The sequence below is a fragment of the Streptosporangium sp. NPDC000396 genome, from assembly GCF_042898655.1.
GTDB lineage: Bacteria > Actinomycetota > Actinomycetes > Streptosporangiales > Streptosporangiaceae > Streptosporangium.
This window is the reverse complement of record NZ_JBIAZA010000036.1, coordinates 47,489-67,459: the sequence shown is the minus strand read 5'-3', so window position 1 is coordinate 67,459 and position 19,971 is coordinate 47,489. Positions and strand designations below refer to the sequence as shown.

The window sequence follows — 19,971 nt, the reverse complement described above, 5'->3', positions numbered from 1 at the left end:
TGACGAGCATCGGAACGAAAAGTCCCGTTACAGTAGCAGCCGCTCCAGCTAACTATTTGATCTTCTGCTCGCCCTGGTCGCTTGAGCTGCCCTACTTTCGGCGGCTATGCCAGTTGAATTCCTCAGTGATGACGAGGCGACCGCGTACGGCCGGTTCTCGGGCGCTCCGTCCCCCGCGGAGCTGGAGCGGTTCTTCTTCCTGGACGACGCGGATCGAGCCCTGGTCCTGGAGCGGCGCGGGACGCATCACCGCCTCGGCTTCGTCCTCCAGTTGACCACCGCTCGGTTCATCGGACGCTTTCTGACCGACCCGCTGGATGCAGCCGCCGAGGTGCTGCAGTATCTCGCCGGCCAGCTCGGGATCGAGGACGTCGCACAGATCAGCCGCTACACCGAGCGGCGCAACACGCCGTTCGAGCATCAGGAGATGATCCGGGACGCCTACGCATTGAAGAAGTTCTCCCAAGCGGAAGCGGACTTCGTCGCCTGGGCGGACGCGGGCCGGTCCGGGACGCCCCAAAAGATCACGCTTCGGACCAGCCCAACGCCACTCCGTCCCCCGCAAGCAAGATCAGAAGCAGCCTACATCGCGACCAGAAGTCCCAGGTCGGGGGCAAAAACACGCTTAGGCGCTGCCCAGATCCCATAGCCGGGTTTCCCTCGCACCGCCACTCCCCTCCCACGCCGAGGACAGGAGGATGGTCCTGTCTGCGAGGCGCCCAATGGCCGCTGATATTCCGATCTTAAAGCGGCCTCGCAGGGGTTTGCCGCGCTGTTGACCGGACTCCACATCCCACACCCGCATGACGTTGTCGCGCTCTCGGGAGACGGCGATGGTCCTGCCGCGGACTTGCCCGATCGCGACCCAATCGACGCCCCGGGGGTGAACCGACACTGGGTTTCCATGCTGTTTCCTGGACTGCAGATCCCAGAAGCGCATGGTGCCGTCCTGACTGCCGGAGACGGCGATGGCCTTGCCGTTGAGCTGCCCGATCGCCACCGAATTGACCGTATCGGTGTGGCCGATGAGGGGTTCGCCACGTCGTTCGCCAGATTCCAGATCCCATACCAGGAATCCCTTGTTTGCGTCACTGGCCACGACAAGGGTGCGGCCGTCGAACTGGTCGACCGCCAGAGAATTGACGTTTGGGCCGGTGAGGCCGATGAGCTCTTCGCCGTACTGCTCGCGATTTTCCAAGTCCCAGACCAGGACCGAGGGACCGTACCCGTCGTCAGACACCGCGACCGTACGGTCGCGGAGCTGAGCTAGCGCCAATCGATAAACGGAGTTGATCGCGTTGACGTCGTTGAGGGGTGGGCCGTAGCGCCGACAGGTTTCCAGGTCCCACACGACTATGTCGTCGTCGCTGCCGGAGACGGCGACGGTCTTGCCATCGAGCTGCCCGATCGCCACGGTGTTGATCCCGCCAAATCCAGCCGACGGCGGGGTTCCCTTCATGGTCTCGCCGTGTTGTTCCAGCGTCGTCAGATTCCACATGCGCACCGTGTTATCGCTGACCGTCACGGCAATGGGCATGTCACCCAGCTGCCCGATCGCCAGCGCGGCGACGTACAAGCCCCGTGCGAGGAGGACGGTTGACCGGGGAGAGCCTGTGGGGGTGCTATGCAGGGCGTTGGTGGTTGCTGTGGCGGGAACAGTCGTGGAAGGAGTGGAAGGAGTGGCGCCCCGGGGCTTCTTTTCCAGCCATGGGGGAATGAGCAGGCTCGCGACTCCGGCCGCGCCCGTGGTGGCTGCCGCGGCCAGTACGGCCCTCCGGTTGATACGACGCCGCGGCGGCGAGGGCCGGTCAGGTGCGGAATCGAGAGCTTCCGATGCGGCATGCGCGGCGGAGGGTTCTGGCGCCGGCGAGGGTGTGAGGGCCGGTGGGGGGATCGTCGTGGGCTCGGGGTCGATGGCGGCTGGGCCGGTAGCCGCCGCGGAAGCGCTGAGTGCCGGAACAGGTGGGGGCGTAGGCGGGATTCGGTTGGTGAGATGGTCGAGCAGGGTGGCGGTGGTGGGCCGGTCCTGCGGTGTCTTGGCGAAGCAGGCCGCCAATACCGGAACCAACCTGTCGGGCACCCCGGTCAGGTCGGGGTCGCCGGTGAGAATGGCGGCGAGCACCGCTGCCTGTGTCTCGCCCGGGAAAGCCCGATGCCCGGTGGCCGCGTAGACCGTGGTGGCCGCCCAGGCGAACACGTCGGCGGCGGGGCCGGCGGTCTGGCCGCCGAGCAGTTCGGGGGCCAGGTAGGCGGGCGTGCCCACGAGCCCGGAGCGGGTGGTGCTCCTGTCCGTCAGGCGGGCGATGCCGAAGTCGATGACGGTCGGCCCGACCGGCCCCATGATCACGTTGCTCGGCTTGAAGTCCCGGTGCACGATCCCGGCCCGGTGCACCGCGGCCAGTGCCGTGAGCGTGGTCACCGCCAGCTGGTCCAGCCCGCTGCGGATTGGACCGGACTCGGTGACCAGTTCGTCCAGGGTGGGGCCTGGGATGTAGTCGCTGACCAGGTAGGGGCGTCCGTTGAGTTCGCCCATGTCCAGTACAGCGGCGGTGCAGAAGGGGGCCAGCCGGGCGATGATGACGCTCTCGCGGCTGAAGCGGCGCCTTTCCGCCGGGTCGGTGGCTCGCCGGGCGTGCAGTACCTTGATCGCCACTTGCCGACCGTCGAGGGCCCGGCCCAGGTAGACGACGCCCTGCCCGCCCTCGCCCAGCACCTGGGTCAGCTGATAGCCGCCGACTCGCGCCGGGTCTTCCGGCCCCAGAGGGCGAGGTTCGGCCATGGCACCTCACTTGCCTTCGCGGCCCGAAAATTGGGGGCAAGATCCGCACAAGGCTATCGTCGGCCTTCTTTTCTTTCTAGCCGTAGCTGCCCGCATTCCGGCCGATCTCAGCGCCGCCGCGTACGCGCCGACCTCCTCCCCGGCACTGGTGTCGGAGCCTGTGAAGGCCACCGCGAAAGGCTGGTCTTCCCCTCCGCCCTCCTCCACGAACCCGTCCCAGTCATCGCCGAACTCCGCGAGCCCTACCCTGCGCAACGCGTCACGAACACGTTCGGCGTCGCGATCACGCTCACTCCACAGCGGCCTGCGCCGCCGGCCGTAGCCGAATCTCGGCCCGTCGTCGCTCATGATCTCAACGTAGACATCCAGCGGCGGCAGTCCAGAGCTGAGGAGGCAGTCCTTCGGGGCCATCCCTCGGGTGCCGTACATCACGGCCGCTATTCCTTGCCCGAAGCTGCGACGTGCGGAAACAGGCTCGCGAGACGCATACGAACGGAAAGTCACGGTAAGCCGTTCAACGCTGCTCCGCTAACGGGACTTTTCGTTCCGATGCTCGTCATGCCCCGGTTCGCCGCTAGGACTGATCTTTCTTGCGGCTGGTGGCACCGGTGAGCCCGGGCCGCTTCTTCGGACGGTAGCTGGGGCCGTCCATGAAGATCCGGTAACTGGTGTTGATCAGCCGGTCCAGCAGGGACTCCCCGACCACGGGATTGGGGAAGAGCTTGTACCACTCCTCGGGCGCCCGGTTGGAGGTGAGGATCATCGACTTGCCGGAGCGTTCGGAGACCAGTTCATACAGGTCGTCGGCTTGAGCGGCGGTCAGCTCGCGCATGCCCCAGTCATCCAGGATGAGCAGGGCGGGCTTGGTCAGTTCGGCCAGGCGCTTGGGCCAGGTGTGGTCGGCATGTCCGCCGGCGAGGTGGGCCAGCGCGCGGGAGGTCTTAATGAACCGCACGTCTATGCCGTTGCGGATGACGAGTTGTCCCAGTACTTGGGCGATATGCGACTTTCCGACCCCGACCGGGCCATACAAGATCACTGATTCGCCGGCGTGGAACCAGCGCAGCGCGGCCAGATCGCGGAGCTGCGCGGCGGGTAGTTTCGGGGAGGCGACGAAATCGAAGCCTTCCATGGTGACCGGCTCGTCGAAGCGGGCGCGCCGCTGGCGGCGAGCGATCGCCGCGGATTCGCGGCGGGAGATCTCATCCGCAGAGCACCTGGAGGAACTCCACGTGGCCCAGTTCTCCGGCTCGGGCCTGGGCCAGCCGGGTGTCGAGGGTTTCCAGCATGCCGCTGAGGCGCAGCGTGCGCAGCGCCTTGTCCAGCGCGCCGAACTCGATGTGAGTGGCCATGATTCGTATCCTTTCGGTGATGAAGTGTCGGCGCTCCCGGGTCCAGCACGGGTGAGCGACAGTCCGGTCCGGGAGCGCCCGTCGCCTGGCAAGTCCAGGCGGGGCACAAGGTCAGGAAACGGGGACATCCCAGGCGTCCAGCGCGACTACGCTGTCGCCGAACAGCCCTTGGGGGCCGCGCAGGAACGCCCCGGCGCCGCCGTCGCCGGCCCGGCGGGCGGCCTGCTCGGCGGGGTCTGCTTCGGTGGCCAAGATTCCCTTGATCGTGCGATGTGACGGGTCGCCCACGGCCAGCGCCTTGGCGCAGGCGGCCTCCAGCCGCTCGGGGTCGTGCTTGTCGGCCATCGCCAGCACCCCTTGCGCCGAGCTCAGGTGATAGAGCGCGTTGTCGGCGAGCAACTCGTCGATCACCGTGACGCAGGCCGGCCCGATCTGCTCGGCTTGTTTGCGGCACCAGGTGGGGCTGCGCATATGGAAGGCGATCTTCTCCGGCGGGTAGTCGGCTAGATCGGTCTGCTTGCCGCGGGGCTTGCGCACATGCGTCTTGACCAGGTCACCCTCGTAGAAGAACTGCACCAGGTTCACCGTCATCCGCACCGCCAGGTGCTTGCCGATGAACTTCCACGGCACCGAATGGGGATCGGTCGCTCGATCTGCGCCTTTTCCCGGGGTTTGCCGCTACGGGCGGGGTCGATCAGCACCTGGTAGTGTGCGCCGAGCTCGCCATACGATTTGTTGATCTTCGGGTCATACAGATCGGGGCGGCCCACCCCGGTCTTCAAGTTGTCCGGCACGATCCGCGCCGGACACCCCCGGAAGAACTCAAACGCCTCCACATGCGCCTGGCACCAGGCGTGCTGGTCCATCGTGATGACGGGTTTGACGAACATGTGGCGGCTGGCGCACAGCACCAGCGCGAACGCCCAGATCTGGTGCTTGCGGCCGGTCGCCGGATCGATCCACGGGCCCAGCCGGCCATAGTCGACCTGGGCCTCCTCGCCGGGCCGGGGCGGCTCCAGCCGCAGGACCCGCACCTGAGAACGCCGCACTTCCTCCGACAGATTCGCCGCGATCCACCGTCGCAGCGACGCCAGAGAACAGGTCAGGCCCTGTTCATCACGAAGCCGCTGATGAATCGTGCTGACCGTGACACCACGCCCGATCTGGTCCACGATGTAGTCTTGATGCTGCGCGATCATCGGCCAGGTCACTTGCTCACTTGCCGCAACCTGGTGTCGCGCAGTTCGGGGAACCGCAGGCGGACCCACTCGCCCCACTCGGCCTCGCTGAGCGGATCGCCGCCTGGCGTGATGCTCTCGGCGATGGCCGGAGCGATGTACTTGGTGACGGTGTTGCGTGAAACGCCCAGGCTTTGGGCTATCTCCCGGATCGATCGACCCGCATGCCAATGCACCAAGATCTCCGCGATGTCGATCACGTGGAACGTCCTCCGCGCCATGATCGGCTCCCCCGAGCCTCCTGCCGGACCACAAAGAGGATCATGGACACCGCTGACCAAGTCCAGACGACACGCATACATCGTGACCTGGCTCAATAGCCTGATCAGACTCTCGCTGGCTGGCTCAATAACTTGAGGGTGATCTTGTCGAAGTGGCTCAATAACGTGACCGCTGACACCCCTATCTGCGGGAGTTGCGGGCCGCCACTGCCTCGCGCTCGATGGAAGCAGGGCCGGGGTGATTCCCTACATCACCGGGCCAAGAGTGGCGCGCCGCTGCTCGGCGCGAGCGCGCCGTGCGAGGCTGGATCCGTGCTTGCCCTGCTCTAAGTGCCTCAGCCCCGGCGGCTGCCCACCAGGGCACTCCAGGCTCCGCCGGTCTTTTGACTGTTTGGACAGGGCGGTCTTCTCAGTTGCGGTGATTCCCCCTCCGGAGATCCGGACTGGTCCACAGCGATCATGTCGACACCGATTGCCACGACCATCATCACGATCAAACACCATCGTGCGACCCTGTCACCGTGAAAGATCGTCCGGATCGGCCTGAACCACGGACTATAATAGTTGCAGTTTTGTGCAATTCTCTATAATCGCAACCATGATACGTGTCGGTAAGGAGGCGATGACGGGGTGGGACGTGGTCGGGCCAAGGCCAAGCAGGTGAAGGTCGCTCGTGCGTTGAAGTACAGCGGTGGTGGTGATCTGGAATCGCTGCGGCGGGAGCTGGGCGTCGATGGGATGCCTGCCGCACATGCGGAGCTGGACGACGGGGTGGGCGAAGCGGACACGGACTCAGACCGTAGAGGGGAGCCGGGCGCGTGAGTACCTTCGGGGAGAATCTCCGGCAGCGGCTTACCACGGCGCGCCGGGCATTAGCAGCAGCACAGCGGGACGGCGATGACTTCGGCGTGCAGACGCACGCCTCGGAGGTGGAGGATCTGGAACGACTGGCCGCCACCCATGGAATCGTCGTGGCACCTGAACCGGCGGCCGGTCCCGCCGTCGGGGACGGGGTCGAGTGATGCCGGTCCCGCTGTATCAGGCCAAGGCCGAGCTGTTCAAAACGCTCGGCCATCCGCTGCGCATCCGGGTGCTGGAACTGTTGTGTGAGGGCCCCAAGCAGGTCCGGGAGCTGCTGGCCGCGATCGAGGTGGAGGCGCCGAATCTGTCGCAGCAGCTGGCGGTGCTGCGCCGGGCTGGGCTGGTCACCGCCAGGCGGGACGGGACGACCGTGGTGTACGAGCTGGCCGGGGCGGATGTGTCGCAGATGATGCAGGCGGCCCGCCGGATCCTCACCGAACTGCTGGCGGACCAGCATGAGCTTCTCGCCGAGCTGGAACAGACGACGTGAACCTGCAGGACGTAGTGCGCCGGCTTACGGATCTGCTGCCTGGACGGTCGGATTGGGTCGCTGCGCGTCGCTCACCGGGCCGGGACCTGGTGGCCGGGTTGATCGTCGCGGTGGTGGCGTTGCCGCTGGCACTGGCGTTCGGGGTCTCCTCCGGGCTCGGCGCCCAAGCCGGCTTGGTGACCGCGATCGTCGCCGGAGCGCTCGCGGCCGTATTCGGCGGCAGCAACCTGCAGGTGTCCGGCCCGACCGGCGCGATGACCGTCGTACTCGTCCCGATTGTGCACAGCTACGGCCCCGCCGGAGTGCTGATGGTCGGCCTGATGGCCGGGCTGGTTCTCCTGGCCTTGGCCGCGCTGCGGGTGGGACGGTTCGCCCAGTTCCTGCCGACGTCGGTGATCGAGGGGTTCACCGCCGGGATCGCGGTGGTCATCGCGCTGCAGCAAGTCCCCGCGGCGCTCGGCGTGGCAGCCGGAGACGGCGAGAAGGTGTGGCAGGTCGCAGCCTCGGCCCTGGCACGCTTCGCTGCTCATCCGACCTGGGCCGCGCCGGTCATGGCGCTGGCGGTGGCCGCTTTGATACTGGTCGGCGCCCGGCTGCGGCCGGGTATCCCGTTCTCCCTCCTCGGGGTCGCGGCCGCGACGCTGGCTGCTCAGGTGTTCTCGCTCAATGTCGCCCGGATCGGGACACTGCCGACCGGGCTGCCTGCCCCCTCGCTCGGCTTCTTCGACCCTGACATGCTGGGAACGCTCCTGCCGTCCGCGCTGGCGGTGGCCACGCTGGCCGCGCTGGAGAGCCTGCTGTGCGCCACCGTCGCCGACGCGATGAGCGTCGGCGAGAAACACGACCCCGACCGGGAACTGTTCGGGCAGGGCATCGCCAACCTCGCCGCACCCGTTCTGGGCGGCGTGCCGGCGACCGCCGCGATCGCCCGCACCGCAGTCAACGTGCGCGCCGGGGCCCGGTCCCGGCTGGCCGCGCTCACCCACGCCGCCGTCCTCGCCGGCATCGTGCTCGCCACCGGCCCCCTGGTCGGTCGGATCCCGCTCGCGGCGCTTGCCGGGGTGCTGCTGGCCACCACCGTCCGCATGGTCGAGGTCGGCTCCTTGCGCGCGTTGGCCCGCGCGACCCGCAGTGACGCCGTCGTGCTCGCCTTGACCTTCATCGTGACCGTCGTGTTCGACCTCATCACCGCGGTGGCCGTCGGTCTCGGCCTGGCCGTCGTGCTTGCGCTCCGCGCGGTCGCCCGGACCTCCCGGCTCGAGCAGGTTCCTCTCGAGGCCGGTGACCACAGCGCGGAGGAACAGCGGCTGCTGAGCGAGCACATCGTCGCCTACCGGTTCGACGGGCCGGTGTTCTTCGCCGCGGCCCACCGCTTCCTGCTGGAGCTGTCCGAAGTCGCCGACGTCCGCGTGGTCATCTTGCGGATGTCACGGATCACCACCCTGGACGCCACCGGCGCCCACATCCTCGGCGACGCGATCACCCGCATGGAACACCGTGGCATCACCGTCCTGATCTCCGGCATCAAACCCGGACACACCCAGGTCCTGGCCGCCCTCGGCATCGCCGACCACCTTCACCGCGACGGTCTGGTCTTCCCCGACACCCCCACCGCGATCACCCACGCCCGCACCCTCCTGCACCACCACGGACTGCTCCCAGCCACCACTCCACAAGCCGATCGGCTGACCATCAAAGCCGATCTACGCCCGTAGGCGGGCGTGGCGCACCCGCGGCACTCAAGCCGATCACGTCGGAGCCTTCCTCGGTCTGGCCTTCCAGACCGAGGTCGAGGTGGTTGTTCATATCGAGTTCGAACCGGCCGTACAGGTTGAGGTGGGTCCAGAACAGCGCCGACAAGCCGCGCCGGTCGGCGGGCGTGAGCCGTTTTTGCCATGCGGGGTCGCGGAGCACGATCTGGACCAGATGGGTGTTGAGGTAGGCGATGGTCGCGGCGAGCAGGTGCAGGGCCAAGGCCGAGACCTCGACGTGCTCGCGGTCCTCGCCGGTCAACTCGCCGGCCTTGCCGTAGAAGATGTCCTTGCTGGCGGAGTTCCAGTTCTCCACCACGTTCAACCCTTCGTGGATCTCGCGGCGCAACTGCTCATCAGCCAGGTAATCGCAGATGAAGATGGTGCGCACGACGCGGCCGAGTTCTTCGATGGCCTGGTAGGTGGGGTGCTTGGGGCCGCCACGGGCGAACCGGCGCAGCATCTGGTGGGACTCGGCGGTGCGCAGTCGCAGCGCGGTGGCGTATTTGATCATCTGGTCGTAGTGGCGGGCGATGAGATCCCAGTCGATGGTCTTGTTCGACAGCACCTCCTCCAGCGCCGGCCATGCCTCGTCCTCGCCGGTTCCGGGCCGGTACAGCCGGGCTGATCCGATGTTCTTCAGCCGGGGCACCTGCTCGGCGGTGTCGTAGAACACCGCCTCGGAGTCGGCGTAGCGGTCCAGCAGGGCGAGTGCGTCCATGACCGGCTGGAAGGCGGTGTTGTTACTGCGGAAGGTCACCGCGCGCAGCAGCTTGGGCAGGCCCCGCCGGTAGTGACGGGAGTAGGAGCCGCGCAGCTTGGTACGCACCCGCTGGTTGAAGGCCTTCTCGTTCGCCTTGGCCTCGGCGATGATGTCGCCCAGCGTCGTGGTGCCCACCACCGGATAGATCGCCTCGCGGACCAGTTCCTCAGGCAGGTCGAGCGCGGCCTGGGCCAAGCGGACCAGGATGCCGTTCTTGCCATGCACCCGGGTGCACTCGGTGCTGATCTCGTTTTCGACCTTCTTCTCCGCCCGCACGCTGATCTTGTGCACCAGCTGGCTCAGCAACTCCACGAGGCCGTCGATCATCTCGGTCTTACGCACCCAGCACAACGCGGCCAGCAGCGTCAGCCGGACCGGCGCTTGGGCGGCGGCGAACAGGAAGCTGCGCATCCCGCCGCTCGTCCCGCCGCCGGCATCGGGGTCCTCGACCGCGATCAGCTCCTCCAGTCTCGCCGCCGCCGAGGCCGGCAACCGGTCAACGGTGCTCGTGGTGAACTGCCGCTCGAACATCGCCTCCGCCGCACCCAGCAACCGCTCGATCGGCGCCGGCCGGGGCGGCTCGATCCGCTCCTCCCGGCAGCGGGCTAACAACGCCGCCCGCAGCCGGTCCCGCGACATCTCCAGCGGGCAGATCTGGTTGGCCAGCCAGAAGATCAGCTTGTCCTCATCGGCGATCGGCGACGGTGGGCGTCCGAAAGCCGTGGAACTTCCGGATTTGCGCGCGGTGGTATTCGATCGTGCTGCCCGACCACTGGTAGCCGGCGAACAAGGCGGCGTCGACCTTCACCTGGCCGGCCATGAACTCCACCGCGGCCTTGGGCACGTCCTCGCGCCGGGGGAAGCGCGCCTCCAGTTCGAAGAACTTCAGCAGCAGGGCGAACCCGAGCCGGGTCGCCCCGGTTTTGTTGCCCAGCACCTCCAGTTCGCCCTCATCCAGAGTCCAGCACTCGATGAGGTTTTCCAGCTCCCACTCGCGCCGCATCGCAGGGCCCTTCTCCCGATCTGCACTAAAGATCCGGGAGAACCATGGTTTGTAACCAGCCGACTACCGATCGGTATCACATAGCCGTGACCACTACGAGCTGATTTTGAAACATCACTCTTAGTTACTTTGGGGTTCATCGCACGGACCCGAGTGGAGGGCCTTCTTGGCCGAGTCGGCCATGCCATCCCCCTTCTTCAGCATGGGCCGGCCATCCTTGGCCACCAGCACCGTCCTGGAGAACTTCCCGGCGGCGGTGAACTCCTTGTTCCGGCAGGGCCTGGCGTCCATGCTGGAAGGGCTCGCCCCTCGGCTGCGCGCCGCCGCCCACCCCACCCGGCTGCAGATCCTCCAGCTCCTGGCCGGGCACCCGCGGTCCACCCGCGAGCTCGCCGGCCTGATCGGCCTCACCGAGGCGGCCATCTCCAAGCACCTGAAACCCCTGGCGGAGGCTGGCTGGGTGGAACCCGAGCGGCACAGCTACTACGTCTACTACCGGCTGGTGCGCGGCACGCACGGCACGCACGGCAGGCTCGCTGACGCGCTGAAGGAGCTGTTCGACTGATCCGGGATTTCACGCTTGCCCGTCGCCACTTCAAGGGTCCCGGTAGCAACGGAGCAGAATCGCCCCCGACCCGGGCTTATTTGGGGTGCCGGTAAGAATCGTGTTACCAGCCCCAAACGAGCGGGCGCTGGTACGGCTGGCGCCAGCCGTACCGTCAGATCCTCAACTGTGATCTTGTACAGAATCGATCGTCACGGACACCGGCTCTTACAGCGACATCGTGTTCGGGCTGCTGACCCTGGCCGGCTACAGCTACGCGCCTCAGCTGGCCGACCTGCCGGATCAGAAGATGTGGCGCATCCACCGTGACCCAGACGCGGCCGATGAGTAGATCGGGAGGGCCCTCAGCTCCCGAAGGCGTCCCCAGCCCCGAAGTAGGTTCTGATCGGCCCTCCGCTCACGGGGGCGAGGAACCCAGGAGCAGCCATTGGCGCTCCCCATCAGTAACCGGGCTCGATCCGACAGGTCTCGCGTTCTTTCCCCGGTCTCTTGGCGGACGAGGTCGGCGTGGCCGATCCCGCCGGCCGCCCAGCGCGAGCTTTGAATCGTCCACTGCTGAGCAGGTCTGACTGGGTGTGCTTCAGAACACGTTTTCTCGGCTTGATAATGCCAGATATTTCAGTCAATACTGAAATATCTGGCATCGACAAGCAAGGGGACGGACATGACCCCCGAACATGTAACCTTCACCAGCCTCGGCACCCGCTGCGCGGGCGATCTCTACCTACCTGACCAAACTCCGGCGCCCTCCCTGGTCCTTGGGCACAGCGGTGTCATGGTCAAGGAGGCGCTGGGCTTCTTCGCGCCCTACTTCGTCCGCGCCGGCTTCGCCGTACTGGCCATCGACTACCGGACGGTCGGCTCCAGCGAGGGCGAGCCGCGCGGCATGGACTACCCGGAGCGGCAGGTCGAGGACTTCCGCAGCGCGATCTCCTACCTGCAGACGCGGCCGGAGGTGCAGCCCGAGCGCATCGGGTTGTGGGGCGTCAGCATCGGCGGCTCGGTCGCCGTGCAGGCGGCCGTGCTGGATCGCCGGGCCAAGGCCGTCGTGGTGCAGAGCCCCAGCGTGTGGAACGGCTGGCGCTACCTGGAAAGACTGCTGGGGCGCGAAGGGCTGCGCGCCGTTCGTGACCGACTCGATGAGGACTGGCAGGACCGGTACGAGAGCGGCCAGAGCGCCCGGGTGCCGCACCTGACGCTCGACCACGACAACGTGCAGGAGGCGCCCGACCTGTCGGAGCAGATCTTCCCGACCTACCGCAACGACAAGACGCTCGACTCCACCGAACACCTGCTCACGTTCGCGCCGGAGAACCTCATCGACCGGCTCGCGCCCACCCCACTGTTGATGATTGCCAATGGCGGATGGGATCCCTACCACATGCTGGAGGAGGCGCAGAGCGCGTTCACCAAGGCGGGCGAGCCGAAACGGCTGGAGATCCTCCCCTACGACGTGCTGGGCCTCTACACCGGACCCGGCCTCGAGGAAGCGATGGCCTTGGCCGTGGACTGGTTCGACACCTATCTGCGCAAGACGCGAATCGCGACCAGCACGCCTGCTCCCACCCTCGAATCCGTAGCCGAGATGACCCGATGACCCCGATCCAGGAAACGCTCTTCCTCACCCTGTACGCCCGGGCGCTGGACAGCCGCGAGCCGAACTCGATCCTGCACGACACCTACTCCGACAACGTGGTCCGGCAGCTCGACCACGACTTCGGCAAGATCAAAGCCTCCCCGAGCGTCGTGTTCGGCACGGCACTACGCGGCAGGAAGCTCGACGACGCAGTCCGCGCCTTCTGCACCAGGCATCCGGACGCGGTGGTGCTCGACCTGGGCTGCGGCCTGGACACCAGAATGCTCCGCTGCACCCCGCCCGCCGGGGTGGACTGGTACGACATCGACTACCCCGAGGTCATCGACCTGCGCAAGGGCCTGCTGCCCGGCGGGCACCCCGTCGCCGCCGATCTCACCACCGCAGGCTGGCTCGACGCGGTCCCGGGTGATCGCCCGGCCATGATCGTGGCGGAGGGGGTGCTGCCGTTCATGCCGGGGCAGACCTTCCAGGCACTCACCCGAAGCCTCACCTCGCACTTCCCCGCGGGGGAACTGGCGCTGAACGGCTACACCCGGTTCGCCGCCTGGTCCATGCGCTACCACCCCGCCATGAAGGCCCTCGGCGTTCGCGGCGCAGCCGGCTTCGACGACGCCCGCGAACCCGAGCGCTGGGGCGCCGGACTCACCCTTGCCGTGGAGCAGCTCCTCACCAGAGCTCCCGAGGTCGCATCCTTCCCTCAGCCGCTACGCGCGCTCACCCGCCTCATGGCACGCAGTGACGGCATGTCCCGGCAGGGTGGGCGGATCCTGCGCTACCGCTTCGGCTGATCGTCGCCGGCGGCCTGGTCGAGGACCTCGGCCAGGGCGGCGATGGAGGTGCGGGCCGAGCGGATGCGGGCGGTCTGCTCCTCGCCGGTCCACCCGAGTTTCAGACCGTCCTCGGCCAGCCGCTCGAAGGCCGTGAACGCCGCCAGCTTCTGCCGGATGACCTTGGACCAGGCGTCGTCCTCGATCCGGTAGTAGACGTTACGCTCGCCGGTCTTGCGGAAGCGGCGCACCAGCCGAATGGACGTCAGCAACTGCATGTTCGACGTCAGCGACGCTCGGCTCGCGCCAATGGCCTCCGCGATCTCACCGGCGGTCTGCTCCGGTGGGTCGCAGGCCATGAGCCAGCCCAGGATGCGGCCGGTGATCGGAGCCAGCCCCCATTCCTCAGAGACGAAGGTGGCCACCCGCTCCACCCATTCGAGCACCCGCTCGCGCTCAGGTCCTGCCTCGGCCATACACCCCTCTTCCTTGATACCAGTCATTTCAGACTAGACCAAAGGCTGTGCTCAGACCGCACTGAGACCGCCCAACCTTACGCGTCACGATCGTCGGAGCGAACGGCGCGGGCACGTCCACATTTCTGTACCCGGGGTGTCGGGATTAGGTGATTTCCCGACAGGCAGAAGGGTGCCCTGTCTTCCCTGAGGAGCCTTCGGTGCGGATCGTCTACTCGCGCGTGTCCACCGCGACCCAGTCGCTGCTGCGGCAGCGGCACATCCTCACCGAGGCCGGCCTCCTGATCCGGACCGAGGGCGTCGCCGAGGGATTCCGCTCCGCCGAGGGGGTGCTGCTGTTCGAGGACCCGGCCACCAGCTCCAAGATCCCCGCATTGGAGCGGCCCGCGTTCGCCAGGGTCGCCGCCGCCGCACACCCGGGCGACGTCCTGACCGTGTCGGAGCTGTTCCGGCTGTGCCGGGATCTGGTCGACATCCACGCGGTCCGTGACTGGTGCCAGGCCCGCGGCGTCGCCCTGCGCGTCCTGTCCGGTCCGCTGTCGAACTTTCACGACTTGGCCGCCAACGACGCGACGACCGCGCTGCTCATCAACGTCATTACCGCCGTCGGGCCGTTCCAGCGCGATCTGCAGAACGAGCTGACCGCCGAGGGGATCGTCGCGGCGGAAGCCGAAGGCCGCTACCGAGGCCGGCCGGCCGTGCCGGATGCTCGCTCTGTTGGCTGCCGACAACGCCGCGATGAAGAACGAGGAGAGCGGTGACGATCTGGACGAGGACGAGGGCTCGGTCCTGTCCTTGGTCAAGGCGGTGCCGGGCAGCGTGAGTCTGGGTTCGATGCTGACGGAGGTCCGCAAGCTGAACGCGATTCGGGCAATCGAGCTGCCGGCCGGGTTGTTCACCGACGTGTGAGAGCACGGCACCGCCTCCGGCCTTCTTCAGCCGGCCGGAGGCGGTGCCGCGCGGAAAGGGCGGACTATCGGACGGCCCCGATCCGGTACCGGCCGTCGTCGCCACAGCAGAACTCGTAGTCCCAGGTCGCGTCCCGGTTGATGGTGACGCCGCCGATGGTGTCGTTGGGATCGAGGTCGTCGTACTCCATGAGGCGGAGCTGGGCGCCGACGGGGACGCACTTGTCGACCTCGACCCGCTGGCCCGCGGCCATCGACACGTAGGCCGAGGTCACCGGCCAGATCTTCCTGCCACCGCTCGTGATGTACACCTCGTCGCGGCCGCTCTCGGTGATCCTGAGGGCCCGGAGGCCGTCGAGGAACACGCCGCTGCCACAGGTGAGCGGGGCGGCCTTCTCCGTGGCCGGATTCTCGTCGGCGACCGCCGCCGAGGTTCCGGTTAGCGCGAGACCTCCGGCCACCGTGACCACGGCCGCGAGCTTCGACAGTTTCCGCCAGGTGCGCATGTCAGTTCCCTTCTGCTGCCTCAGCGCGGCACTCCCCGCTGCCGTTTGCGTGGCATGGCGGCCTGGGCCACCGGGACGCTCATCGAGAACGTCACCGCTGCGGCGGCCGCGCCAAGAGCCGCCGTGGACGCTTTGTCCCTTGTCATCGAGGTTGCTCCCCTCTCGGACCACGCCGGCGATTCCCACCGGACCATGGGCGGAGTGTGTGCACTCCCGATGAGGTGCGAGCCAAGCGGTCGGCTTCTTCGGATCAGCTTCACCGTTCATCGAGGGCTGCACCGTCTTCGACGCTACGGTGAACATGGCCTCCTCAACAGGTCCAAGCACAGCACTCCCAACCAGACCAAGTTGGAGTGGGCGATGGAGCTGTTCATCGATCCCGACGATGGCCGCAGCGTGACCAGGCAGCTGTACGAACAGATCCGTGACGCGATCCTGAGCGGACGGCTGGGCCCGGGCGACCGCCTGGCGCCGTCGCGGGCTGTCGCCGCCGAACTCGGCATCGCACGTTCGACGGTCACGGACGTCTACGGGTCTCTGGCTGCGGAGGGGTACATCGAAGGCCGGGCCGGCGGCGGTACCGCCGTCGCCGGCGGGCACGAGCCATACCCGGAGAGCCCGTCGCCCGGTGCGCTCGCCCCGACGCCGCGCAGCGCGGCACTTCGGCGCTACGACGACAACCCGCAGGCCGAGGCCGTCTTCGACCTCCGGGCCGGCCGGGTCGACCCGCACCTGTTCCCCACCGTCGTGTGGCGCCGGTGCGTGCTGTCCGGCCTGCGGCAGGCCTCGGCTCAATACGGCGACCCCGCCGGCACCGCCGACCTGCGCGCCGCGTTGTCACGCTGGCTGGCCAGCTCGCGGGGCATCATCGTGACGCCGGGGCAGGTGGTGGTGACCGCAGGCGCCGGGCACGCGGTCGACCTCGTGGCCAGAGTCCTGCTCTCCCCGGGAGACGTGGTCGGCGTGGAAGAACCCGGATACCCGCCGGTGCGGGAACTGCTGCGCTCCCACGGCGTCGACGCGGTAGGTGTGCCGGTCGACGAACACGGCATCGTGGTCGACGCAATCCCGTCGGGCGCGCGTCTGGTGTACGTCACACCGTCGCACCAGTACCCGCTCGGCGTGGTCCTGTCCCGCCGTCGCCGGCTGGAGCTGCTGCGCTGGGCTGGCCGACACGGCGCGGCCATCGTGGAAGACGACTACGACAGCGAGTTCCGGCACACTCCGCGCCCGCTCGAACCCCTGCACCGCCTCGACCGCGACGGGCGCGTGATCTACGTCGGCACCTTCAGCAAGATCCTGAGTCCCGCGTTGCGGATGGGGTTCCTGGTCGCCCCCATGACGCTGGTGCCGGCCGTCATCGCCGTGCGCCAGGCAATCGACTGGTGCCCTCCGTCGGCCACCCAGGAGGCACTGACCGCTTTCGTCGACGGAGGCCATCTCGGCCGCCACCTCCGGCGGGTGCGCGCGGCGTACACCCCGCGCCTCCACCGCATCTACCGCGAACTGCTCGATCGGCTCCCGGCGGGTTATCGACCGCTGCCGGCCCTCGCCGGGCTGCACCTGGCCGTGGTCGGTCCGGACACGGCGTCGCAGGACGACCCGTCCCACTCCCTCATGCGGCACGGCGTTCTTGTCAGCTCCCTGCGCCGCACCTACCAGGACCCCGGGCCGGTCACGGGATTCCTCGTCGGCTTCGGCGCCCTGCCGACCGAGCAGACCGCTGCCGCGATCGACGCCCTCGCCACCGGCCTCACCGGCCGATGACATGAAGGGGCGTCACTGCAGGACACCCTCAAAGACTGGGCCGACCTGGTCTACCGCGCCGACACCCGCGGCCGGCGGCGGGTCGCGCGCATGGTGTACGAGTGCGCAAGCCCCTGGACCCGACGGAGTTCTGCGACAGCCTGCGCGAGAAGATGACCAGCGCCCTGGTGGAGCTGAACGACGCGCTGCCGAGCCTGGACTGGGTGGAGATCGCCGACCAGAAGGCCGGGGCGATCAAACTCATCCCGATTGAGGCCGCTCCCGAGCCGCGCAACCTGCGCCGGATCAAGAACGAGGTGGCCCGCCGCTGGAGCGCGGTTCCGCTGATCGACATCCTCAAGGGGGCGATCTTACGCGCCGGCTGCCTGGCCAGGGCTCGACCGCGGTGGCCTCCAACTCCGCCCATTTCCGATCATGGGATCAGAACCTGTTCACTGAGTGGCATTCTCGCTATCCCCGGCTCGTGGGAGAGCCTGCGCGTCAACGGCCGCGCCCTCATTCGCTCCCGCCTGTGGGAGCCCGCCAGCCAGGCACTCGCGAACGAGCTCCCGGCGCTCGGTGAAGTGGCGGCGCAGTTCGGGCTCGACATCGACCCGCGGCTCATCCCCGACTCCGCCCGCGCCTGGCTATGGGCCGAGCACACCGCCGTCCCCTTGACCGACGCACCCCCGTCGTTACCCACATCGTCCGGCCCGCACACAGCCGCTCCCTCGCCCTCGCCAGGCTGATCCGCACGGCCGCACAGCTATGACCCTGATGACACATCGTCTGACCGCCGGCCCCCACATCCCGCCGCTCGCGTAGCCGCCCTACCGCCCCGTCGAACAACGCCTTCGGGCCCTCCCCGGTCGTCCAGGCCCGCGCGGGTATCCTCGATGATGAGCTCACGTATGCACTCGGCCAGCGCGGCGAACACGTGGAAGACCAGGCGCCCGCCGGGCGTGGTGGTGTCGAGCGCCTCGTGCAGGGAGCGGAACCCGATGTCGAGCTTCTGGTCTCGGGTGGACACCCGCGCGTACCCCGGGGCTGAGGAATCCAGGAACAGCGGTTGGCGGTATCGGCCGGTAGGAGCGTTGAAGCGCCACGTCACGGCCACTGCGTCGGTGGTCCGGCCTGGATCGCGACGCACAGCCGGAGACACCAGCATTTCGGCGCTGACTGCGAGCGCCGTTCGATCGGGCCGGCATCGGTTGAACAGGGCGACTCAGGCGTCCTTTGTGGATAGCCGGCTGGCGGAATCAGCCCGCGTTGCGGGGTTCTCCGGTTCACGCCGGGTGAGCACCAAGGGGGCGTCCTCGGTGATGGCGACCGTGTGCTCGGAGTGGGCCGTGCGTGAGCCGTCCGCCGACCGGATGGTCCAGCCGTCGGCGTCGTAGACGATCCGGTCGGTCGTGCGGGCGAACCAGGGTTCGAGCGCGAGGGTCAGCCCCGGCCGGAGCGTCAGGCCGCGCCCTGCCCGGCCCTTGTTCGAAACGTGGGGCCCCTCGTGCATGGTGCGGCCAATGCCGTGGCCACCGAACTCGGTGTTGACCGGGTAACCGTAGTCGCGGGCTACCGCCCCGATGGCCGCCGAGATGTCACCCAGGCGGTTGCCCGGACGTGCCACCTCGATCGCCGCCTCCAACGCTTCCTCGGTGGCGCGGATGATCCGCAGGTCCTCCTCGGCGGCGGTGCCGACGACGACCGTGCGCGCCGAGTCGGCCACCCAGCCGTCGATGCTGACCGCGAGGTCCGCGCTGAGCACGTCCCCGTCGCGCAGTGTGTAGTCGTGGGGTAGGCCGTGCAGGACGGCGTCGTTGACCGACAGGCAGATGACGTTGCGGAACGGGCCGCGTCCGAAGGACGGCGCGTAGTCCCAGTAGCACGACTCTGCCCCGCGCCGTTTGATCATGCCGCGCACGTGGCGCTCCAGGTCCAGGAGGTTGACGCCCACGTCGGCGAGTCGGCCGACCTCGGAGAGCACCTCGGCGACGAAACGCCCGGCCACGTGCATGCGTTGGATCTCCGCAGGCGTCTTCAGTTCAATCACGAATACCTCGCGTCACAGGGTGCCGGTATAGTTATACCGACACCCTAGCATTTGCCGGTATAGTAATACCAGTCCTGTCCTGGGAGCATGGTCCGCCAACCGCTCACACCTGAGCAGATCGCAGACCGGCAGGCGTCTCGGCGCCCTGCTGCGCCACGCGCGAGCGGGACGCGACCTAGCGGAAGTCGCGCGCACGGCCGGCATCTCGCCGGAAACCCTGCGCAAGATTGAGAGTTGTCCCGGGCTGAACTTCCGCTTGACCAGGTCGGCGCAGCGACCGCCTGCCGGTCTGCGATCGTCGCCCGGCGACCCTCTCATAAACTTGAGGCATGATCACTGAAGCGCGGCCCACCACATCGGTGACCCCCTGAAGCCAACACCCGACCGCCCCGGAGAAGTCGTCATGACCATGCCTGAGCACATCACGACCTGGCGCGACGCTCGCTACGACATGCCTGTCGGTCAGCAGCTGGAGCGCTACAACGAGTTAGCCGCCAAGAACGCATCGGCTCGCGCCCGGATTGAGCTGGTGACCCGAGGGATCTATGACCCCGCCCGGCATGGAGCCGATGACCGGCCTCCGCTCACCATAGCCGAGCACATCGAACTGCTGGCGCTGGCGGAGTGCATCGCGCGCACCGTGCGCCATCCCTCCAACGTCCACCACGCGCTGCTGGCCGGGGTTACCTGGGCCGATATCGCCCGTGTTGTCGACTCCGACGAGCTCATCGTCCGGCGGGACTACCAGCGGTGGGCTGACGACCAGTACGACCTCAACCAACGCTACCCTGACCGCGGCATGACCGCCGACGAGCACGCCGCCGCGACCGCCAGAGCTGCGGATCGACATGCCGACCCCTGCTCGGCGACCCCGATCGCACCATAGCTGAACATGTAG

General features: G+C 67.8%; 24 protein-coding genes and 2 pseudogenes. 14 read left to right on the top strand and 12 right to left on the bottom strand.

Annotation, left to right across the window (positions count from 1 at the left end; all coding sequences use genetic code 11):
• Nucleotides 1-106: 106 nt before the first annotated feature.
• Nucleotides 107-649, top strand: a complete 543-nt coding sequence (locus ACFY2X_RS39925; protein WP_389948367.1) for a DUF4158 domain-containing protein — start codon at nt 107-109, stop codon at nt 647-649.
• Here ACFY2X_RS39925 and ACFY2X_RS39920 read toward each other — a convergent pair.
• The 5 genes and pseudogenes from ACFY2X_RS39920 to istA all read right to left on the bottom strand — a co-directional run bounded on the left by ACFY2X_RS39920 (nt 626) and on the right by istA (nt 5,590).
• Nucleotides 626-2,779, bottom strand: a complete 2,154-nt coding sequence (locus ACFY2X_RS39920) for a protein kinase (protein ID WP_389948365.1) — start codon at nt 2,777-2,779, stop codon at nt 626-628. The genes ACFY2X_RS39925 and ACFY2X_RS39920 overlap by 24 nt on opposite strands.
• A gap of 6 nt (nt 2,780-2,785) precedes the next feature.
• A complete protein-coding gene (locus ACFY2X_RS39915) occupies nt 2,786-3,211 on the bottom strand; it encodes a hypothetical protein (protein ID WP_389948363.1) in 426 nt (141 codons plus the stop codon).
• Between the two features lie 142 nt (nt 3,212-3,353).
• A complete protein-coding gene (locus tag ACFY2X_RS39910) occupies nt 3,354-3,956 on the bottom strand; it encodes an ATP-binding protein (protein ID WP_389948458.1) in 603 nt (200 codons plus the stop codon).
• A gap of 25 nt (nt 3,957-3,981) precedes the next feature.
• Complete coding sequence (locus ACFY2X_RS39905) at nt 3,982-4,131, bottom strand: hypothetical protein (protein WP_389948464.1); 150 nt, start codon at nt 4,129-4,131, stop codon at nt 3,982-3,984.
• Between the two features lie 111 nt (nt 4,132-4,242).
• A pseudogene (gene istA / locus ACFY2X_RS39900) lies at nt 4,243-5,590 on the bottom strand (IS21 family transposase).
• 630 nt (nt 5,591-6,220) lie between these two features.
• On the opposite strand from istA, the gene ACFY2X_RS39895 reads away from it, so the two are divergent.
• The 4 genes from ACFY2X_RS39895 to ACFY2X_RS39880 are packed head-to-tail and all read left to right on the top strand — an operon-like array spanning nt 6,221 to nt 8,656.
• Nucleotides 6,221-6,412: a DUF3073 family protein gene (locus tag ACFY2X_RS39895; RefSeq protein ID WP_389948361.1), complete on the top strand. Its 192-nt coding sequence runs from the start codon at nt 6,221-6,223 to the stop codon at nt 6,410-6,412.
• Nucleotides 6,409-6,612: a hypothetical protein gene (locus ACFY2X_RS39890; protein ID WP_389948359.1), complete on the top strand. Its 204-nt coding sequence runs from the start codon at nt 6,409-6,411 to the stop codon at nt 6,610-6,612. Before ACFY2X_RS39895 ends, ACFY2X_RS39890 begins: the two co-directional genes overlap by 4 nt.
• A complete protein-coding gene (locus tag ACFY2X_RS39885) occupies nt 6,612-6,941 on the top strand; it encodes an ArsR/SmtB family transcription factor (protein WP_389948357.1) in 330 nt (109 codons plus the stop codon). The genes ACFY2X_RS39890 and ACFY2X_RS39885 overlap by 1 nt, the downstream gene beginning before the upstream one ends.
• Entirely contained in the window at nt 6,938-8,656 is a 1,719-nt protein-coding gene (locus ACFY2X_RS39880) for a SulP family inorganic anion transporter (RefSeq protein WP_389948355.1), read from the top strand. The genes ACFY2X_RS39885 and ACFY2X_RS39880 overlap by 4 nt, the downstream gene beginning before the upstream one ends.
• On the opposite strand, the gene ACFY2X_RS39875 is transcribed toward ACFY2X_RS39880, so the two are convergent.
• Together ACFY2X_RS39875 and ACFY2X_RS39870 are read right to left on the bottom strand one after the other, a co-directional pair.
• Complete coding sequence (locus tag ACFY2X_RS39875) at nt 8,634-10,094, bottom strand: Tn3 family transposase (protein ID WP_389948353.1); 1,461 nt, start codon at nt 10,092-10,094, stop codon at nt 8,634-8,636. The genes ACFY2X_RS39880 and ACFY2X_RS39875 overlap by 23 nt on opposite strands.
• A 46-nt stretch (nt 10,095-10,140) precedes the next feature.
• On the bottom strand, nt 10,141-10,491 hold the full coding sequence (locus ACFY2X_RS39870; protein ID WP_389948456.1) for a DUF4158 domain-containing protein: 351 nt from the start codon (nt 10,489-10,491) through the stop codon (nt 10,141-10,143).
• A gap of 184 nt (nt 10,492-10,675) precedes the next feature.
• On the opposite strand from ACFY2X_RS39870, the gene ACFY2X_RS39865 reads away from it, so the two are divergent.
• The 4 genes from ACFY2X_RS39865 to ACFY2X_RS39850 all read left to right on the top strand — a co-directional run bounded on the left by ACFY2X_RS39865 (nt 10,676) and on the right by ACFY2X_RS39850 (nt 13,408).
• Nucleotides 10,676-11,023: an ArsR/SmtB family transcription factor gene (locus ACFY2X_RS39865; RefSeq protein WP_389948351.1), complete on the top strand. Its 348-nt coding sequence runs from the start codon at nt 10,676-10,678 to the stop codon at nt 11,021-11,023.
• Between the two features lie 187 nt (nt 11,024-11,210).
• Entirely contained in the window at nt 11,211-11,354 is a 144-nt protein-coding gene (locus tag ACFY2X_RS39860) for a Tn3 family transposase (protein WP_389948454.1), read from the top strand.
• Nucleotides 11,355-11,687: 333 nt separating this feature from the next.
• On the top strand, nt 11,688-12,620 hold the full coding sequence (locus ACFY2X_RS39855) for an alpha/beta hydrolase (protein WP_389948349.1): 933 nt from the start codon (nt 11,688-11,690) through the stop codon (nt 12,618-12,620).
• Nucleotides 12,617-13,408: a class I SAM-dependent methyltransferase gene (locus tag ACFY2X_RS39850; protein ID WP_389948347.1), complete on the top strand. Its 792-nt coding sequence runs from the start codon at nt 12,617-12,619 to the stop codon at nt 13,406-13,408. Before ACFY2X_RS39855 ends, ACFY2X_RS39850 begins: the two co-directional genes overlap by 4 nt.
• On the opposite strand, the gene ACFY2X_RS39845 is transcribed toward ACFY2X_RS39850, so the two are convergent.
• Nucleotides 13,393-13,863 (bottom strand): GbsR/MarR family transcriptional regulator, encoded by a 471-nt coding sequence (locus tag ACFY2X_RS39845; protein ID WP_389948345.1) that lies wholly within the window; start codon nt 13,861-13,863, stop codon nt 13,393-13,395. The two genes, ACFY2X_RS39850 and ACFY2X_RS39845, sit on opposite strands and share 16 nt — an antisense overlap.
• Before the next feature lie 200 nt (nt 13,864-14,063).
• Here ACFY2X_RS39845 and ACFY2X_RS39840 point away from each other — a divergent pair, with 200 nt between their 5' ends.
• A complete protein-coding gene (locus tag ACFY2X_RS39840; RefSeq protein WP_389948343.1) occupies nt 14,064-14,624 on the top strand; it encodes a recombinase family protein in 561 nt (186 codons plus the stop codon).
• Nucleotides 14,602-14,772, top strand: a complete 171-nt coding sequence (locus ACFY2X_RS39835; RefSeq protein ID WP_389948341.1) for a hypothetical protein — start codon at nt 14,602-14,604, stop codon at nt 14,770-14,772. The genes ACFY2X_RS39840 and ACFY2X_RS39835 overlap by 23 nt, the downstream gene beginning before the upstream one ends.
• A gap of 64 nt (nt 14,773-14,836) precedes the next feature.
• Here ACFY2X_RS39835 and ACFY2X_RS39830 read toward each other — a convergent pair whose 3' ends face one another.
• Nucleotides 14,837-15,277: a hypothetical protein gene (locus ACFY2X_RS39830; RefSeq protein WP_389948339.1), complete on the bottom strand. Its 441-nt coding sequence runs from the start codon at nt 15,275-15,277 to the stop codon at nt 14,837-14,839.
• Between the two features lie 20 nt (nt 15,278-15,297).
• Nucleotides 15,298-15,423: a hypothetical protein gene (locus tag ACFY2X_RS39825; protein ID WP_389948337.1), complete on the bottom strand. Its 126-nt coding sequence runs from the start codon at nt 15,421-15,423 to the stop codon at nt 15,298-15,300.
• A 214-nt stretch (nt 15,424-15,637) separates the two neighbouring features.
• Here ACFY2X_RS39825 and ACFY2X_RS39820 point away from each other — a divergent pair, with 214 nt between their 5' ends.
• Entirely contained in the window at nt 15,638-17,044 is a 1,407-nt protein-coding gene (locus ACFY2X_RS39820) for a PLP-dependent aminotransferase family protein (RefSeq protein ID WP_389948335.1), read from the top strand.
• A gap of 101 nt (nt 17,045-17,145) precedes the next feature.
• Nucleotides 17,146-17,772, top strand: coding sequence for a hypothetical protein (locus ACFY2X_RS39815; RefSeq protein ID WP_389948333.1), 627 nt, complete (start codon nt 17,146-17,148; stop codon nt 17,770-17,772).
• Between the two features lie 122 nt (nt 17,773-17,894).
• On the opposite strand, the pseudogene ACFY2X_RS39810 reads toward ACFY2X_RS39815, so the two are convergent.
• Nucleotides 17,895-18,026 (bottom strand): annotated as a pseudogene (locus ACFY2X_RS39810) (recombinase family protein); the annotation flags it as partial.
• Between the two features lie 222 nt (nt 18,027-18,248).
• Nucleotides 18,249-19,073: a type I methionyl aminopeptidase gene (gene map / locus ACFY2X_RS39805; RefSeq protein ID WP_389948331.1), complete on the bottom strand. Its 825-nt coding sequence runs from the start codon at nt 19,071-19,073 to the stop codon at nt 18,249-18,251.
• Nucleotides 19,074-19,476: 403 nt separating this feature from the next.
• Between map and ACFY2X_RS39800 the strand changes: the two genes are divergently transcribed.
• Nucleotides 19,477-19,959 (top strand): hypothetical protein, encoded by a 483-nt coding sequence (locus ACFY2X_RS39800; RefSeq protein WP_389948329.1) that lies wholly within the window; start codon nt 19,477-19,479, stop codon nt 19,957-19,959.
• Nucleotides 19,960-19,971 lie beyond the last annotated feature (12 nt).